The organism is Streptomyces sp. NBC_01546, assembly GCF_045208355.1.
In the GTDB taxonomy this organism is placed as follows: Bacteria; Actinomycetota; Actinomycetes; order Streptomycetales; family Streptomycetaceae; genus Streptomyces.
Genome location: NZ_CP109379.1, coordinates 3109707 through 3126283 on the forward strand (window position 1 = coordinate 3109707; position 16577 = coordinate 3126283).

11 protein-coding genes are annotated in these 16577 nt (G+C 74.2%); 2 read left to right on the forward strand and 9 right to left on the reverse strand.

Going from position 1 to position 16577, the window contains the following annotated elements:
• Nucleotides 1–19: 19 nt before the first annotated feature.
• Together OHA89_RS13830 and OHA89_RS13835 are read right to left on the reverse strand one after the other, a co-directional pair.
• Nucleotides 20–3349 (reverse strand): ATP-dependent helicase, encoded by a 3330-nt coding sequence (locus OHA89_RS13830; protein ID WP_406368490.1) that lies wholly within the window; start codon nucleotides 3347–3349, stop codon nucleotides 20–22.
• 237 nt (nucleotides 3350–3586) lie between these two features.
• The gene (locus OHA89_RS13835) at nucleotides 3587–3934 is read right to left on the reverse strand and encodes an MGMT family protein (RefSeq protein ID WP_251065262.1); all 348 of its coding nucleotides are present in this window, start codon (nucleotides 3932–3934) and stop codon (nucleotides 3587–3589) included.
• A gap of 110 nt (nucleotides 3935–4044) precedes the next feature.
• On the opposite strand from OHA89_RS13835, the gene OHA89_RS13840 reads away from it, so the two are divergent.
• Together OHA89_RS13840 and OHA89_RS13845 are read left to right on the forward strand one after the other, a co-directional pair.
• Nucleotides 4045–6783: a lysylphosphatidylglycerol synthase transmembrane domain-containing protein gene (locus OHA89_RS13840; RefSeq protein WP_266615089.1), complete on the forward strand. Its 2739-nt coding sequence runs from the start codon at nucleotides 4045–4047 to the stop codon at nucleotides 6781–6783.
• Between the two features lie 86 nt (nucleotides 6784–6869).
• Complete coding sequence (locus OHA89_RS13845) at nucleotides 6870–8465, forward strand: alpha/beta hydrolase (protein ID WP_266615090.1); 1596 nt, start codon at nucleotides 6870–6872, stop codon at nucleotides 8463–8465.
• 53 nt (nucleotides 8466–8518) lie between these two features.
• On the opposite strand, the gene moeZ is transcribed toward OHA89_RS13845, so the two are convergent.
• The 7 genes from moeZ to OHA89_RS13880 all read right to left on the reverse strand — a co-directional run bounded on the left by moeZ (nucleotide 8519) and on the right by OHA89_RS13880 (nucleotide 16524).
• Nucleotides 8519–9697 (reverse strand): adenylyltransferase/sulfurtransferase MoeZ, encoded by a 1179-nt coding sequence (gene moeZ, locus OHA89_RS13850; RefSeq protein ID WP_215148206.1) that lies wholly within the window; start codon nucleotides 9695–9697, stop codon nucleotides 8519–8521.
• 63 nt (nucleotides 9698–9760) lie between these two features.
• On the reverse strand, nucleotides 9761–10525 hold the full coding sequence (locus OHA89_RS13855; protein WP_266615091.1) for a spherulation-specific family 4 protein: 765 nt from the start codon (nucleotides 10523–10525) through the stop codon (nucleotides 9761–9763).
• Nucleotides 10513–11520, reverse strand: a complete 1008-nt coding sequence (locus OHA89_RS13860) for an NAD-dependent epimerase/dehydratase (RefSeq protein ID WP_215148202.1) — start codon at nucleotides 11518–11520, stop codon at nucleotides 10513–10515. The genes OHA89_RS13855 and OHA89_RS13860 overlap by 13 nt, the downstream gene beginning before the upstream one ends.
• Nucleotides 11517–12074 (reverse strand): hypothetical protein, encoded by a 558-nt coding sequence (locus OHA89_RS13865; RefSeq protein WP_406366270.1) that lies wholly within the window; start codon nucleotides 12072–12074, stop codon nucleotides 11517–11519. The genes OHA89_RS13860 and OHA89_RS13865 overlap by 4 nt, the downstream gene beginning before the upstream one ends.
• 385 nt (nucleotides 12075–12459) lie before the next feature.
• Nucleotides 12460–14052, reverse strand: coding sequence for a GT4 family glycosyltransferase PelF (gene pelF / locus OHA89_RS13870; RefSeq protein ID WP_266615399.1), 1593 nt, complete (start codon nucleotides 14050–14052; stop codon nucleotides 12460–12462).
• 205 nt (nucleotides 14053–14257) lie between these two features.
• Nucleotides 14258–15550, reverse strand: coding sequence for a DUF3152 domain-containing protein (locus OHA89_RS13875; protein ID WP_266615095.1), 1293 nt, complete (start codon nucleotides 15548–15550; stop codon nucleotides 14258–14260).
• A 5-nt stretch (nucleotides 15551–15555) separates the two neighbouring features.
• Entirely contained in the window at nucleotides 15556–16524 is a 969-nt protein-coding gene (locus OHA89_RS13880) for an alpha/beta fold hydrolase (protein ID WP_215149757.1), read from the reverse strand.
• Nucleotides 16525–16577 lie beyond the last annotated feature (53 nt).

Genomic DNA, 16577 nt, shown 5'->3' on the forward strand with positions numbered 1-16577 from the left:
CCCCCACGGACAGTCCCCGCTACTCGACCGTCTGGCGGCCCTCCGGGCGGGCGCTGCACGAGCTGCGGAAGGAGCAGTGGTCGCAGTGCTTGCCCGCGGCGGGTGCGAAGCGCTCGTCCAGGACCCGGCCGGCGGCGGTGGCGAGCAGGTCGCCGACCCACTCGCCGTCGAGCGGCTGCTGTCCCTGGACCTTGGGGACCTCGTCACCGCCCTCCTTCTTGGGCGCGCCCTGGCGCAGTTGGACGAGTTCGGCGCCGCCGGATGCGGGGCGCAGGCCGTCGAAGACCTCGTCGACGGCGCCTTCGCGCACGGCGAGCTGGTAGACGGCGAGCTGGGGGTGGCGCGCGACCTCGTCCTTGGTGGGCGCGGCCTTGCCGGTCTTGAAGTCGACGACGTACGCGCGCCCCTGCGGGTCCGATTCGACGCGGTCCATGGAGCCGCGGATCCGGACGGTGTGGTCGCCCGCTTCGAGTGTGACGTCGAACTCGTGCTCCGTGGCCACGGCCGCCCGGCCCCCGCGGTCGGTGGCGTGCCAGCGCAGGAAGCGCTCGAGGGCGGCGCGGGCGTTCTCCTTCTCCTGGGCCGATTTCCAGGGCGCGTCGAAGGCGAGGCCGTCCCAGACGGAGTCGAGGCGTTCCATGAGGACGGCCAGGTCGGCGGGGGTGCGGCCGGAGGCGACCTCGTCGGCGAGGACGTGGACGACGTTGCCGAACCCCTGGGCGGCGGTGGAGGGGGCGTCGGCCTTCACCTCGCGGCCGAGGAACCACTGGAGCGAGCAGCTGTTGGCGAGCTGGTCCAGGGCGCTGCCGGAGAGGGCGACGGGCCGGTCCCGGTCGCGCAGCGGGACGCTGCTGCGGGTGGGCTCGTACAGCCCCCACCAGCGCTGCGGGTGGGCGGCGGGGACCAGCGGGCGGTCCTCGTCGTCGGTGAGCGCGGCGAGGCGGGCGAGGCGTCGGGCGGCCGCGTCGCGCAGGGCGGGCGAGGCGTCGGGGTCGACGGTGGTGGCGCGCAGCTCGGCGACGAGGGCCGGGACGGCGAGCGGGCGGCGGGGGCGGCCGGTGACGTCCTTCGGGGTGACGCCGAGCTCGGTCAGGAAGCGGGAGGGCTGGTCGCCGTCCTCGGCCGGGGCCTTGACGGCGGTGACGACGAGGCGGTCACGGGCGCGGGTGGCGGCCACGTAGAAGAGGCGGCGCTCCTCCGCGAGGAGCGCGCCGGGGGTGAGGGGCTCGGCGAGGCCGTCGCGGCCGATGCGGTCGGCCTCGAGGAGGGAGCCGCGGCGGCGGAGGTCGGGCCAGAGGCCCTCCTGTACGCCGGCGACGACGACCAGGGACCACTCCAGGCCCTTGGAGCGGTGGGCGGTCATCAGCCGGACCGCGTCGGGGCGGGTGGCGCGGGTCGTCAACGTGTCGGCGGCGATGTCCTCCGCCTCCAGTTGTTCGAGGAAGTTGAGGGCGCCGCGGCCGCCGGTGCGTTCCTCGGCGCGGGCCGCGGTGTCGAAGAGGGCGCAGACGGCGTCGAGGTCGCGGTCGGCGTTGCGGCCGGCCGCGCCGCCGCGGCGGGCGCTGCGCTCCAGCCGCTGGGGCCAGGGGGTGCCGTCCCAGAGGGTCCACAGGGCCTCTTCGGCGGTGCCGCCGCCCTGGAGGAGCTCGCGGGCCTTGCGCAGGAGCAGGCCGAGGCGCTGCGCTCCGCGGGCGTAGGCGGGGTCGTGCGCGGTGAGCCGTTCCGGCTCGGCGAGGGCGCGGGCGAGCAGGACGTCGGAGGGTGCGGGCACCTTGACGCCTGCGGTGCGCTCCTCGTCGCGGAGGGCGCGGCCGAGGCGGCGCAGGTCGGCGGCGTCCATTCCGCCGAGCGGGGAGGTGAGCAGGGCGAGGGCGGCCTCGACGCCGATACCTCCGGCGGGGTCGGCGGGGTTCTCGGGGCCGTGCCCCGGGTCCGGCTCGCCTGCGGCGGGCTGGTCCTGCGGACCGGGGGATGATCCCAGCCCACCCGCCCCGGAGTCGCGAGCAGGCTCGCGCACGTCGGTGGAGCCGGGTGCGGGTGGTGTGTCCGGGGTGGACGGGGGGAGGGCGGCGGCGGCCGTGGCTGTGGCGCGGAGGGCTGTCAGGAGGGGGGCTACGGCCGGTTCGTGGCGGAGGGGGGTGTCCGCGCCGTCCGTTTCGACGGGGACGCCCGCCGTGATCAGGGCGCGCCGCATCGCCGGGAGGGTGCGGCCGCCCGCGCGGACCAGTACGGCCATGTCCTGCCAGGGCACGCCGTCCTCCAGGTGGGCCCTGCGCAGGATGTCGGCGATGTTGTCCAGCTCCGCACCGGCCGTGGGGTAGGTGTACACCTCCACCCGGCCGCCCTCCCTGGTGGCGTGGAGGGCTCGGTGCGCCCGTACCGCGGCCGCGGGAAGCCGGGGCAGCGGCATGCGGGTCGTGAGGAGGCGGGTCGCCGCGAGGATGGCCGCGCCCGAGCGGCGGCCCACCGTCAGCGCCTTGACCGCCGCGCCCGGGAAGGCCGACTCGAAGTCCAGGACGTTGTTGATGTCGGCGCCGCGGAAGGCGTAGATCGACTGGTCGGGGTCGCCGAAGGCCACCAGCGTGCCGCCGGGGCCGCTCAGCGCCCGCAGCAGCCGCAGCTGGGAGGCGTCCGTGTCCTGGTACTCGTCCACGAAGATCGCGTCGTAGGAGGAGGACAGGGCGGGGGTGCCTTCCGCCAGGAGGACCGCACGGTGCAGGAGTTCCGCGTAGTCCAGCGTGCCCTGCAGGTCCAGGACGTCCAGGTACTCGGAGAGGAAGGCCGCGGCCGCCTTCCAGTCAGGGCGGCCGATGCGGGTCGCGAAGGAGTCGAGCGCGGACGGGCCCAGCCCCAGCTCGCGCGCGCGGGCGAGCACGGCGCGGACCTCGTCCGCGAACCCGCGCGTGGTCAGCGCGGCCCGCAGGTCGTCCGGCCAGCGGATGGAGCGGATCCGGCGCTGGCCCTCCAGGAGGGTGCGGACCATCACGTCCTGCTCCGGGCCGGACAGCAGCCGCAGCGGATCGGCGAAGAGGTCGGTGTCCTGGTGGGCGCGGACGAGCCCGTAGCAGAAGGAGTGGAAGGTGGTCGCCTGCGGAGCCCGCGCGCCGCCGAGGCGCAGGGCGGCCCGGTCGCGCAGTTCCACGGCCGCCTTGCGGCTGAAGGTGAGGATGAGGATCCGGGCGGGGTCCGTGCCCGCTTCCACTCGGGCGGTGACGGCCTCGACCAGCGTGGTCGTCTTCCCGGTGCCCGGTCCGGCCAGGACCAGCAGTGGTCCGCGGGTGTGGTCAACCACCGCGCGCTGCGCTGCGTCCAGGACAGGGGGGTCCACCCGTTCCGGCCCGGTGCGCACGAGGCGGTACGCGTCAGGAGTCCGCGTACGCCGCCGTTCGGTGCGGTCGGAAGGAGAGGTGATCACGTGAGCTGCCGGTCCTGGTGGGTCTTCGGGTGCCGCCGCGACGGCGGCGGCCGGAGCGGAAGAGGCAACGCTACGGCAACCGGCCTGCCCCGCGCAGTTCCTCTCCGTCCCCCGGACGGGCCTTCGCACGGACGCCCGACCGCCCGCGCGGGCCGCGCATGGCCGAAGCTGTCAGGTGTGAGCCTCGTCGCGGTCCCCGTCGCCGTCCCAGCGTGCCCGGCGCATGTCGAGCCGCTGCTCGCCGCCCGCCGTCAGGCGCAGCGGGGTGGCCTCGGCGCGGTAGTGCTCCAGGGCTCGGCGCTCGCTGCCGGGCAGTGGTACGCCGTCCGCCCGCACCACGCGCCACCAGGGCACCGCTCCCCCGTACAGGGCCATGACGCGCCCGACTTGGCGCGGTCCACCGTCGCCGAGCCACTCGGCGACGTCTCCGTACGTCATCACCCGGCCGGGCGGAATACGCTCGACCAGCTCCAGCACGTGCTCCGCGTACGCGGGCAGCTCCTCGCTCATCCGGCCCATGGTGCAGCACGATGGCGGGCCGGCGCCGGAAGACAAGGTTCCGTACCGGCGCGCACCCTGATGCCCCGCTCGAAGGTCGGTCCGTGCCACCATCTTGCGGGCGGTGACTGGTGATACGTGATCAAGAAGAGACGGAAGTGACGACTAAGGAGCAGGGTGTGAGCCCTCCGGACGGCGCGTCGGCTGACGACGACGCGCGCCCAGACGACGGCACCACCCCCCGGCCCAGACCCCGGCCCGACGGCGACGACGAGCCGGCGGGCCCGCACGGGCACGCCCCCACCGCCGCCGACCGGGTCGAGGTCGACGAACCGCTGCTCGCCGCCCGCGTGCACCGCCCGTCCGACCTCGTACGCCTGCTCGTCGGCGTCCTCGGCATCGCCGTCGTCCTCGCCATCGCCGCCTTCGCCCACGGCACCACCGTCGGCCTGGAGGAGGACATCAACAAGGGCACCGGCCAGGCGCCCGACCTGTTGATCAAGGTCGCCGCGCTGGTGTCGAGCATCGCGGTGCTGCTGCTCCCCGTCGCCTTCGCCATCGAGCGGCTGATCAAACGCGACGGCCTGCGCATCGCCGACGGCGTGCTCGCGGCCGTCCTCGCGCACGGGGTCACCCTCGCCACCGACCTGTGGGTCTCGCAGGCCGCCCCGGACACCATCCAGGACGCCCTGACCCGTTCCGCCGGGGCCGGCGGCGCCCTCACCGATCCGGTGCACGGCTACCTCGCGCCCGTGATCGCGTACATGACGGCCGTGGGGATGACCCGCCGGCCGCGCTGGCGCGTGGCGCTGTGGGTGGTCCTGCTCATGGACGCGTTCACGATGCTGGTCAGCGGCTACACCACGCCCTTCTCGATCATCCTCACCGTGCTGATCGGCTGGTGCGTCGCCTACGGGACGCTGTACGCCGTCGGCTCGCCGAATGTGCGCCCCACCGGGCAGACCCTCCTCGCGGGACTGCGCCGGGTCGGCTTCCGGCCGGTCAGTGCGATGCGCGCCGAGGTCCCCGAAGGCCCCGAGGCCTCCGAGGTGAGCGACCGGGGCCGCCGCTACCACGTGACCCTGGAGGACGGCCCGCCGCTCGACGTCACGGTCGTGGACCGGGAGCAGCAGGCCCAGGGCTTCTTCTACCGGGTCTGGCGCCGGCTCACCCTGCGCGGCATCACCACCGGGCGCAGCCTGCAGTCGCTGCGCCAGGCGCTGGAGCAGGAGGCGCTGCTCGCGTACGCCGCCATCGCGGCCGGGGCGAACGCGCCGAGGCTGATCGCCACCTCCGAGCTCGGCCCGGACGCCGTGATGCTCGTGTACGAGCACCTGGGCGGCCGGACCCTGGACTCGCTGCCCGACGAGGAGATCACCGACGAGCTGAGCCTCAACGCCTGGGAGCAGGTACGGGCCCTGCAGTCGAGGCGGATCGCGCACCGGCGGCTGACCGGGGACGCCCTCGTGGTGGATCGTTCCGGCAACGTCATCCTCACCGACCTGCGCGGCGGTGAGATCGCGGCGGGCGACCTGGTGCTCCGGATGGACATCGCCCAGCTGCTGACCACGCTCGGCCTGCGGGTCGGCGCGGAGCGGGCGGTGGCCTCGGCGGTGTCGGTGCTCGGCCCGGACGCGGTGGCGGACTGCCTGCCGCTGCTCCAGCCGATCGCGCTGAGCCGCTCCACGCGGGCCACGCTGCGCAAGCTGGCCCGGGAGCGGGCGGAGCGGCAGCGGGAGGCCGTACTGGAATCCTCGCGGGCGGCGAAGGCGGCGCGCGAGGCGGACGCCGCGGCCACCAGCCCCGCCGCGGACCGCAAGGCGGAGAAGAAGGCGCTGGACAACGCGCTGGACGGGGCGCGGGAGGAGGACCTGCTGAGCCAGATCCGCCAGCAGGTACTGCTGATCCGCCCGCAGGCCCCGGTGGAGCCGGCCCGGCTGGAGCGGATCCGGCCGCGCACCCTGGTGTCGTTCATCGCGGGCGCCTTCGGCGCGTACTTCCTGCTGACGCAGCTCGCCCACGTGGACTTCGCGACCATCGTCGGCCAGGCGCAGTGGGGCTGGGTCGGGGCGGCGCTGGCCTTCTCCGCGCTGAGCTACTTCGCGGCGGCCATGAGCCTGCTGGGCTTCGTGCCCGAGCGGGTGCCTTTCCTGCGGACGGTGGTCGCGCAGGTGGCCGGGTCCTTCGTGAAGCTGGTGGCTCCGGCGGCGGTGGGCGGCGTCGCGCTGAACACGCGGTTCCTCCAGCGGGCGGGGGTCCGGCCGGGGCTCGCGGTCGCGAGCGTGGGCGCCTCGCAGCTGTTCGGACTGGCCAGCCACATCCTGCTGCTGCTGTCCTTCGGCTATCTGACGGGGACGGAGAAGACCCCGGAGATGACCCCGTCCCGGACGGTCATCGCGGGTCTGCTGACGGTGGCGGTGCTGGTGCTGGTGGTGACGGCGGTCCCGTTCATGCGGAAGTTCGTCGCGACGCGGGTACGGGCGCTGTTCGCCGGGGTCGTGCCGCGCATGCTGGACGTGCTCCAGCGGCCGCAGAAGCTGGTGACCGGCATCGGCGGGATGCTGCTGCTGACGGGCTGCTTCGTGATGTGCCTGGACGCGTCGATCCGGGCGTTCGGGGGCGGCCAGGCCATCAGCTACGCGAGCATCGCGGTGGTGTTCCTCGCGGGCAACGCGCTGGGGTCGGCGGCGCCGACGCCGGGCGGTATGGGCGCGGTGGAGACCACGCTGACCCTGGGTCTGATCGCGGCCGGCCTGGAGAAGGAAGTCGCGATCTCGGCGGTGCTGTTGTTCCGGCTGATGACGTTCTGGCTGCCGGTGCTGCCGGGGTGGATCTCGTTCAACTTCCTGACCCGCAAGGAATCCATCTAGCCTCCGGCTCGGTGCAGGGGGCCGGGGAGGGACCCGTTCGGGTCAGCGCGGGGGCGGGGGTGGCCGAGGCCGCAGAGGATGGGGGCATGCCGAGAAACGCCTGGCGGGTCACATCCGCCGCCGCACTGGCCGCCGCACTGTTCGCCACCGGCGGCTGCTCCGACGACGGCGACGGGAAGAAGACGAAGGCCGACGGCACCAAGGAGGCCAAGCCCCTCAAGTGGGGCGAGTGCCCGGCCCCCACCCCCCTGGAGGGCGGCGGACAGGCCCCGCCCAAGGACTGGCAGTGCGCCACCCTCGACGTCCCCCTCGACTACGCGAAGCCCGAGGGCGAGACCATCCCGCTCGCCCTGATCCGCGCCAAGGCCCGCGACCAGAAGAACCGCATCGGCTCCCTCGTCTTCAACTTCGGCGGCCCCGGCGGCTCCGGCATCACCACCCTGCCCGGCGCCGCCAAGGAGTACGAGGCCCTGCGCGCCCGGTACGACCTGGTCAGCTTCGACCCCCGCGGGGTGGGTCGCAGCGTCCCCGTCCGCTGCGAGGGCGACAAGCAGCTGGACGCGTACTACGCCGAGGACTCCAGCCCCGACACCCCGCAGGAGGAGCAGGCCTTCGTCCGGAACATCCGGGACTACCAGCAGGCCTGCCGGCAGAAGTCCGCCGCGCTCCTGCCCCACGTCGGCACCTCGAACGCCGCCCGCGACCTGGACCGCATCCGCCAGGCCCTCGGCGACGAGAAGCTGAACTACTTCGGCATCTCCTACGGGACCGAGCTCGGCGGGGTCTACGCCCACCTCTTCCCGAAGAGCGTCGGGCGGGCCGTCTTCGACGCCGTCGTGGACCCGACCAAGACCTCCGAAGAGGGCGCGCTCGGCCAGGCGAAGGGCTTCCAGCTCGCCCTCGGCAACTTCGCGCAGGACTGCGTGGACCGCGGGGACGAGTGCCGGCTCCAGGGCAGCACCGCCAAGGAGATCGAAGCCAACATCATCAAGCTCCAGAAGGACCTGTCCGCCAAGCCCATCGCGGGCATCGGCGACCGGCCGCTCACCGAGAGCCAGGCGACCAACGGCATCGCGCAGGCCCTGTACTCCAAGGAGCTGTGGCCGCTGCTGGAGCAGGGCCTCGACGAGGCGGAAGGCGGGCAGGGCCAGCTGCTGCTCGCCCTCTCCGACGCCCTCAACGGCCGCGACCAGCAGGGGCATTACAGCAACATCGGCGCGGCGAACACCGCCATCAACTGTGTCGACTCGAAGGACCGTTACACCTTGGCGGAGACCAAGGCCAAGCTGGCGACGTTCCGTTCGGCCTCGCCCGTCTTCGGCGACTTCCTCGGCTGGGCGATGATGAGCTGCACCGACTGGCCGGTCGCGGGCGCCTGGGAGACCCCGGACGTGTCCGCCCCGGGAGCCGCCCCGATCCTGGTGATCGGCAACACCGGCGACCCGGCCACCCCGTACGAGGGCGCCCGCCACATGGTGGAGCAGCTCGGGCCCGGCGTCGGCGTGGAGCTCACCTACAAGGGCGAGGGGCACGGCGCGTACAACAGCGGCGACCCGTGCGTGCAGCAGGCCGTCAACACGTACCTCCTGGACGGGAAGGCGCCGAAGGCGGGCACCGTCTGCACCGCGACCGCGGACCCCACAGGGACGCCCGTCGGGCCGGAGCCGCCCCAGGGCGCCTGAACGCCGGAGGGGCCGCACCGCGCGCAGGCGGTACGGCCCCTCCGGGGTGACTGCTAGTAGATCGGCTTGTCCGGCTCGATCTGGTGGACCCAGCCGATCACGCCGCCGCCGACGTGGACCGCGTCCGAGAAGCCCGCGGACTTCAGGACCGCGAGGACTTCCGCACTGCGGACACCCGTCTTGCAGTGCAAGACGATGCGCTTGTCCTGCGGCAGGTCCTGGAGGGCCGTGCCCATCAGGAACTCGCCCTTGGGGATCAGCTTCGCGCCGGGGATCGAGACGATCTCGTACTCGTTGATCTCGCGGACGTCGATGATCTCGATGTTCTCGCCGTCGTCGATCCACTCCTTGAGCTGCTTGGGAGTGATCGTCGAGCCGGCGGCCGCCTCCTGGGCCTCCTCCGACACGACGCCGCAGAAGGCCTCGTAGTCGATGAGCTCGGTGACGGTCGGGTTCGGACCGCAGACCGCGCAGTCGGGGTCCTTGCGGACCTTGACCTGGCGGTACTGCATCTCCAGGGCGTCGTAGATCATCAGGCGGCCGACCAGCGGCTCGCCGATGCCCGCGAGGAGCTTGATCGCCTCGTTGACCTGGATGGACCCGATGGACGCGCAGAGCACGCCCAGCACGCCGCCCTCGGCGCAGCTCGGGACCATGCCCGGCGGCGGGGGCTCCGGGTAGAGGCAGCGGTAGCACGGGCCGTGCTCGGACCAGAAGACCGAGGCCTGGCCGTCGAAGCGGTAGATCGAGCCCCACACGTACGGCTTGTTCAGCAGCACGCAGGCGTCGTTGACCAGGTAGCGCGTGGCGAAGTTGTCCGTGCCGTCGACGATGAGGTCGTACTGGCTGAAGATCTCCATCACGTTCTCGGCTTCGAGCCGCTCTTCGTGCAGGACCACGTTCACGTACGGGTTGATGCCCAGCACGCTGTCGCGGGCCGACGCCGCCTTGGAACGGCCGATGTCCGCCTGGCTGTGGATGATCTGGCGCTGCAGGTTCGACTCGTCGACCTCGTCGAACTCCACGATGCCCAGCGTGCCGACGCCGGCCGCGGCCAGGTACATGAGGGCAGGCGAACCGAGACCGCCCGCGCCCACGGCCAGCACCTTGGCGTTCTTCAGGCGCTTCTGGCCGTCCATCCCCACATCCGGGATGATCAGGTGGCGGGAGTACCGACGAACCTCGTCAACGGTGAGCTCAGCAGCTGGCTCGACCAGGGGTGGCAGCGACACGGGGACTCCGTAGATGGTGACGTCTTAGCGGTGGTTCTCCCCGTAACACTGCCACGCCCGTCTTCATTCCAAGACACCCGTCCCGATCCGCGAGACGATTTCGTCCCAGTACGCGGGCATCGAGGCCCACGGGTCGCGGTCGCCCGCCCCGCGCCGGTCGGTGAACCAGATGGTGCCCGCTCCCTGCCAGCGGGCGATCCGCACGGCCTCCTCCAGGTGCGTGCGCGGCACCCCGTGGACGAGGTGGCAGAACCGCTCCGCCGCATGGTCGGCGGTCCACTCCGCGACCTGCGACCAGCGGTAGTCGGCCCAGGCCCCGGAGAAGGTCACCAGCTGGTCGGCGGCCTCCACGTAGCCCTCGTACGGGTGGGTGCCGTGCCCGAGCACGATCCGCACGTCCTCGCCGAGGCCGCGCAGGGTGTCCGCGACCCGGCGCACGGAGGCGAGTTCGGCCTTGTCCGACGGGGCGCCGGCGAGGTAGAAGCCGCCCACCCCGTACCAGTCGCGGAAGCGGTGGGCGTCGGAGATCAGCTCCCCGAAGGACCGCCGGCCGTCACGCATGGCGAGATGGCCCAGGAGCCGGGGGCCGGTACCGCCCGCGCCGCGGAGCTTCGCGGCCGCCTCCGTGCAGTGCGGGTCGGGCCGCCCGCCCGGTCCGTCGGTGACGTTGAGCACGGCCCAGTGCAGCGGGGTGCCGGGGCGGGTCAGCTCCGCCCACTCGACGGGGGCGAGCAGCGGGTGCGCGTAACCGGGGACGCCGAGGCCGAGGCGCCCGGCCTCGGTCGGGGCGGCCGTCGTGGCCCCTGGCGGGGTGGTCAGATGCGGCACGCCGCCTCCATCCAGATGTCCGCCAGGGACTCCTCCAGGTTGATCCGGGGCCGCCAGCCGAGCCGGTCGCGGGCGGTGCGGACATCCGCCTGCTGCCAGGCCCCGCACCCGTCGGGGTACGGGTACGGCTGCGGGGCCGCGGCGGCGAGCTGCTCGGCGGTCGCCTCGGAGCGGGGGGACCCGATGGCGGCGAGACCGGCCGGCCGGCCGGGGTGCCCGTGCTGCTGCGGCCCGCCGTGCGGGACGTCCAGCTCGTGCAGGGCGCCCCCGTACCCGGCGACCCGGGCCAGGACGGCGGCCGCGTCACGGAGCCTGACCGCACGGCCGGTGCCGATGTTGACCACACCCTGGGCGGCCGAGAGGGAGGCGGCGTGCACGGCCCGCGCCACGTCCCGAACGTCCACGAAGTCGCGCTGCACGCCGAGCCCGCTGAGCTTGAGCTCCCCGTCCCCGGACTGCATCGCGCGCCGCATGGCCTCGGCGAGGCGGCCGAGCGGGGATCCGGCGGGGGTGCCGGGGCCGACGGGCGAGAAGACCCGGAGCACGACGGCGTCCAGCCCGGAGCCCAGCACCAGCTCGGTGGCGGCCAGTTTGCTGACGCCGTACGGCCCGCCGGGTCTCGGCACGGCGTCCTCGGCCGTGGACGATCCGGGCTGGCTGGGCCCGTACTCGGCGGCGCAGCCGAGCTGGACGAGGCGGGCCCCGCAGCCGCTGCGGCGCAGCGATTCGCAGATGGTGGCGACGGCGACGGTGTTGTGCCGGGTGAGCTCGCGGGCTCCGCCGCGGGTGGCGCCGGCGCAGTTGACCACGACGCCCGGGTGGACGGCGTCGAGGAAGCGGGTCAGCGCGCCGGGGCTGCCGGTGGCGAGGTCGAACCGGACGTCGGCGTCGTCGCCGCGGCCGAGCGCGGTGAGCTGGACGGCCGGGTCGGCGAGCAGCCGGTCGGCGACGTAGCGGCCGAGGTATCCGTTGGCTCCGATCAGCAGCACCCTCATCGCGTGGCCCCTTGGTTGGTTGGCTGGCCGGTCATCTTCTGTTTCTCCTTGCGGGTGGGTGGATGGGGCCGCGCATGGGCGGATGCGCGGGACAGGGCGAGGACCGCGTGTACGAGGAGTCCCGCCGCGGCGGCGGAGGCCGCCGCCGGGACGGGGACGAGGGCGAGCGCCAGGGCCGCCGCGACGGGGCCGCGGTGGGCCCCGTGCCGGAGCAGCAGCCTCGTCAGGAACAGCAGGAGGGCGAGCGGTACCGCCGCGGTGAGCGGGGCTCCGGCGAGCGCGGCCGCCCCGGCGGCGGCCGCCGCGAACACCGCGACGGCGGCGAGGAGCAGCGGCCGGACCCGGTCCGCGAACTCCTCCAGGGCGCGGCTCCCGGCGAGCCGGGCCCGGGCCCGGGCGGCGAAGGCGGCGGCGACCAGGTGCCCGGGGGCGACGGCCAGGGCGAGGCCGAGGGCGAGGGCGGTGCCGTGCCGGTGCGCGGCCCAGCCGGCGACGGCCGCGGCGAGCAGGTGCACGGCGAAGGGGAACCGCCCGCCGGCGGCCCGCCAGGCCACACCAGCGCGGCGACGGCAGCGGCCGCGGCGGCGGGCCCGGCCCAGGCCGGCGCGGCGGCGGCCACCCCGAAGGCGAGGGCCCCGGGCAGCAGCGCGCAGCCGAAGCCCCGGAGCGCCGACGGCCCGGCCGGCCCGCGGGTGAGCGCGGCGGCGGGCACCTCCCCGTGCGGGGTGCGGGCGTACAGCTCCTCGGCGAGCGAGAAGACGTCCCGGTGCCGAAAGCGCGTGGCCGTACGGTCGGTGATCCCGTGGGCCTCCAGACCGGCGGCGATCTCCAGTGGGTCCACGGCCCGTTCGCAGAGCTCGCGGTGGCGGTGCAGCAGTGCCTTGACGGGGTCCCCGCCGGGTCGCCGGCGGGGAGTCGCGGGGGCGGCTTCGTCGACGGTCATACGGCTGCCTCCGAGGTGGGGGTGGGGGCGGCGGCCCACGTCGGGCTGGTCCAGTGCCCCGGCACGCGGGCTTCCGGGGGCGTGGCGAAGGGGACCTCCCCGTCCGGCCGGGCGGATCCGGCGGCGAGCAGCCGCAGGTAGATCTCCTGGAAGGCGGCCACGTTCTGCTCGACGGTGAACAGCTCCAGGGCCCGGGCCCGGGCGGCCGCACCGAGCCGGTGCGCCCGTTCCGGGTCGCGCAGCAGCGACAGGCAGGCGTCGGCCAGCGCCCGGGGGTTGCGCGGCGGGACGACGAGCCCGGTGCCGCCGATGACCTCGCGGACCGCTCCGACGTCGGTGGAGACGGTGGCCCGGCCGCAGAGCATCGCCTCGGCCAGGGTGACCGGGAAGCCCTCGATCACGGAGGACAGGACGACGACGCGCCCGGAGCCGTAGGCCTCGGCCGGGGTGGGCGCCTCGGGTCCGCCGATCTCCTCGAAGGTGACCGGGTTCTCCCCGACGGTGACGGCGTCGGCGGCCTCGTCGGGGAAGAGCTGGGCGGCCAGGGACCGGCAGTCGGCGAGGTAGCCGGGTGCCGCGGCCGTGGCGAAGATGCGCAGGCGGGTCTGCGGGGCGGCCTTGCGGACCTCCGCGAAGGCGTGCAGCAGGGCGATGAGGTCCTTGGCGGGCTCTATCCGGCCGACCCACACGAGGGTGTCGGGGTCCCCGCCGTCCACGGACTCCCCGACGGTGGCGAATCGGTCCGCCTCCATCCCCGGGTAGACCGTCCGCAGCTTGTCCCGGGGGGCTCCGCACCGCTCCTGCCAGCGCCGGGCGTGCGCGTTCCCGGGGGTCAGGAGGTCGGCCCGGGCGTAGATCTCGCCGGCCAGCCGGATGTGGAAGGCCGCGAGCAGGGCCCGCAGCGCGGGGCGGCCCTCCCGGCTCTGCTCGAGGTAGTGGGCCCGCAGCTGGACCCCGTACTCGGTGACCAGCAGCGGGACTCCGAAGAAGCGTTTGGCCAGCAGCCCGGGGAGCGCCGCGACCCCGCCCGCCGCCGCGTGGCAGACGTCGACCGCGCCGAGGCTGCCGGGCTCCTCGTACCAGTCGAGGGACAACGGCCGCAGCATCCGCTCCAGTTCGTCCACGAACTCCAGCAGGTCCGGCACCTGCGCCGTCTGTACGGCGCGCCCGGCGCCCGGCGCCCGGCAGGCGGACTCCACGGCCCGTACGGCGGACTCGGAGCGCAGCGCCGCGTACAGGCCGCCCTGTTCGCGGGCGAGTGCGGCGAGCCCGTAGAGCCCGGCCTCGAAGGCGGGGGCCTCGCCCGCGCAGATCCCGTGGACCAGTTCCCGGAAGCAGTCGGCGAACCGCCGGCGCTCGCGCCGGGAGTACGTCCGCCCGTCGTCGGCCGGGGCCCAGAGGGGGGCGGTGCGGACCCGGGTGACGTGCTCGGGCAGCTGGACCCTCGCGCGTTCCTGCTCGGCGCTGCGGCTCAGTGCGTAGAGCTCGAACTCGTGCTGCGGGAGCCCGCGCACGAGCCGGTCGCACCACAGCCTCGCCTCTCCCGTGGCATACGGATAACCACCTTCCGTGAGCAGTCCGACCCGCACGAGTGGCACCCCCGATCTCCCGTTTCAGGCGGTCGCCGTCGGTCCGGCGACCCGCCGCGGAAGAACTCAAGCGGATGTGCCGAAGGCGCGACGGACGGTTGTCCGTCGCGCCACCGGAAGGGGTGAAGAGTCGTAACTTTCCCGTACGGTTCGCGTTCGAGCGCGCTACGCGAACCGTTTGTCGACACGGACGGCCGACTGACCGTCAGCTACCGGGGAACACCCAGGGGTTGGGCTTGCACTGGATCCCGTCGATGTCGAGCGACTTGGTCTGCTGCTGCATGATCGGGGCGAGCGCGCCCGGCGTGCGGCAGCTCACGTGGCCGTGCCCGAGCCGGTGGCCGACCTCGTGGTTGATGAGCATCTGCCGGTAGGCAACCATCTGGTCCGGCCCGTAGGTGGCGGAGCCCTGGGCCCAGCGGTACGCGTTGATCATCACGCGGTCGGTGGCCGCGGAGTCGCAGGAGACGTTGTCGACGGTGGTGTCCAGCCCGGACTTGGCGCACCACTTCCCGGTGGTCCCGGGGCTCGCGAGGGTGATCACGAAGTCGGCCTCGCCGCCCGGCACCCGCTCGAAGGTCTTCGTGCCGCCGTGGCCCCAGCTGCGGTCGTCGTTGAGGGTGCGGTGGACGGCCTCGGCGAACAGCTGCGGGTCCAGCCCCAGGCCCTGCTCCACGTCGACCCGGTAGCGCACGAGTTTGCCCTTGCCGGGGGCCTTGGCCACGCCGGGCACCGTGTCGAAGGCGCCGGAGCCGGTGAGCTTCGCGTCGATCGGCAGCTGCTGGGCCATCTTCTGCTCGTACGTGAGCTCTTGCGCGGGCGCGGGTGCCTGCGCGGGCGCGTCCGGCGTCGGGCGGTCGTCGGAGCGGGAGGCGGCCTCGTCGGCCCGGCCGCCGTCGGTCGCGGCGAGCGTGCCGTGCTGGACTCTCTCGCCGTCGGAGACCACCTGGACGGCGACGACGACGGCGAGGACGGTGGTGACGGCCGCGGCGGCCATGCCGGTGTAGGTGCGTGTCTTCGTGCCGCGGCCGGAGTCAGGCCGCTCCGGCTCGACGGGCGCGTCGGCCGGCTTGCGCGGCCCGGGCACCCGGCGGTGCGAGCCGGTGGAGGTGACGGGGTCGAGGGCGTGCTCGTAGGGGGGCTCGGCGACCGGCGGAGCCAGGGTGACCTGCGGGAAGCCGACCGCGGGGGTGCCGAAGGCCGGCGTGTCGGAGTCCAGCAGGGCGGTCGCGGTCCGGGGGCGCGGGACGCCGCGCCAGTCCCCGTACACGGAGTCGGCTCCGGCTCCCCAGGCGCCGCCGGACTCGTACTGCTGGGGGTGGCCGCCCGGAGCGGGCCGCTCCTCGGCCACGTACCCCTGGTGGGTGACGGTGGGTTCGGGCCAGGCCCGGGTGCGTTCCTCGTAGACCGGCGGCTGCTCGTACGGCTGACGTGCGGGGGCCGGTGCGGGTGCGGGCGCCGGGGCAGGCGCGGGGGCCTTGCGACTATGTCGTCCCACGGTCCTCAGCCTCTGCCGTCTTCGGTATCTCGGAGCAGCTCCCGGAAGGCGGCGGCCACCACCTCGGGGTACTCCATCATCGCCACGTGCCCGGCCTCGGGCAGGCACAGCAGCCGCGAGCCCCGGAAGGCAGCGGCCGCCTTGTGCGCCATACGGTACGAGACCAGCTGGTCCCTGCCACCGTAGACCAGCAGGGCCGGGGCGAGTACCCGCTGCGCCTGCCGCCACAGTCCGTGCTGTCCGCCGAGGGTGTAGGCGTCGACGATGCCGCGCGAGGAGCGGGTCAGGGACTCCCAGAAGTACGGCAGGGCCATCCGCCGTTCCATCTCCTCGACCGCGTTGCGGAATCCCTCCGGCGTCACCCGCGCGGGGTCGCCGTAGCAGAGCTCCGTCACCCCTTGGGTGCGCTGTTCGGCGGTCAGGCCCTGCGCGATCCGGCCCAGGAGCGCGGCCATCCCCGGTACGGCGAGCAGCGCGGTCGGCACGGCCGACTTCTGCACGCGCAGTTCGGGCAGGGCGGGCGAGACCAGCGTGAGCGTGCGGACGAGGTCGGGCCGGACGGCCGCGACCCGGGTGGAAACGGCGCCGCCGAGGGAGTTCCCGAAGAGGTGGACCGGCCCGCGTCCGGCGGCGTCGAGGTGCCGGATGACCACGCGGGCGAAGGCGGTGACGGAGTAGTCCCGGTCGGCGGGCGGCGGGGACCAGCCGAAGCCGGGCAGGTCGAGGGCCTCGCCGTCGACGGTGCCCGCCAGCCGTTCCATGAGCTCCGACCAGTTCTGCGAGGAACCGCCGAGTCCGTGGACGAACAGGGCGGGCGGCAGGTCCGTACGGACGGGCGGGCGCACCCGGACGGCCAGTTCCAGCCCGGGCAGCGCGACGGTGCGCAGCTGCTCTCCATCGGCCACCCGGACCGCTCCCGCCAGGGCGGACGGCTCGGCGGTGGACCGTACACCCGGCAGCTCGGTCGAAGACATGCGGCAATGTTACGAGACGATCACGCCGGGATCCTTGTGTTCGCGGTCACAGA

What these genes read in the sequence shown, in the direction of transcription:
- OHA89_RS13880 (WP_215149757.1), bottom strand. Translation starts at nt 16,524, where the DNA reads ATGTCTTCGACCGAGCTGCCGGGTGTACGGTCCACCGCCGAGCCGTCC.
- OHA89_RS13845 (WP_266615090.1), top strand. Translation starts at nt 6,870, where the DNA reads ATGCCGAGAAACGCCTGGCGGGTCACATCCGCCGCCGCACTGGCCGCC.
- OHA89_RS13835 (WP_251065262.1), bottom strand. Translation starts at nt 3,934, where the DNA reads ATGGGCCGGATGAGCGAGGAGCTGCCCGCGTACGCGGAGCACGTGCTG.
- OHA89_RS13860 (WP_215148202.1), bottom strand. Translation starts at nt 11,520, where the DNA reads ATGAGGGTGCTGCTGATCGGAGCCAACGGATACCTCGGCCGCTACGTC.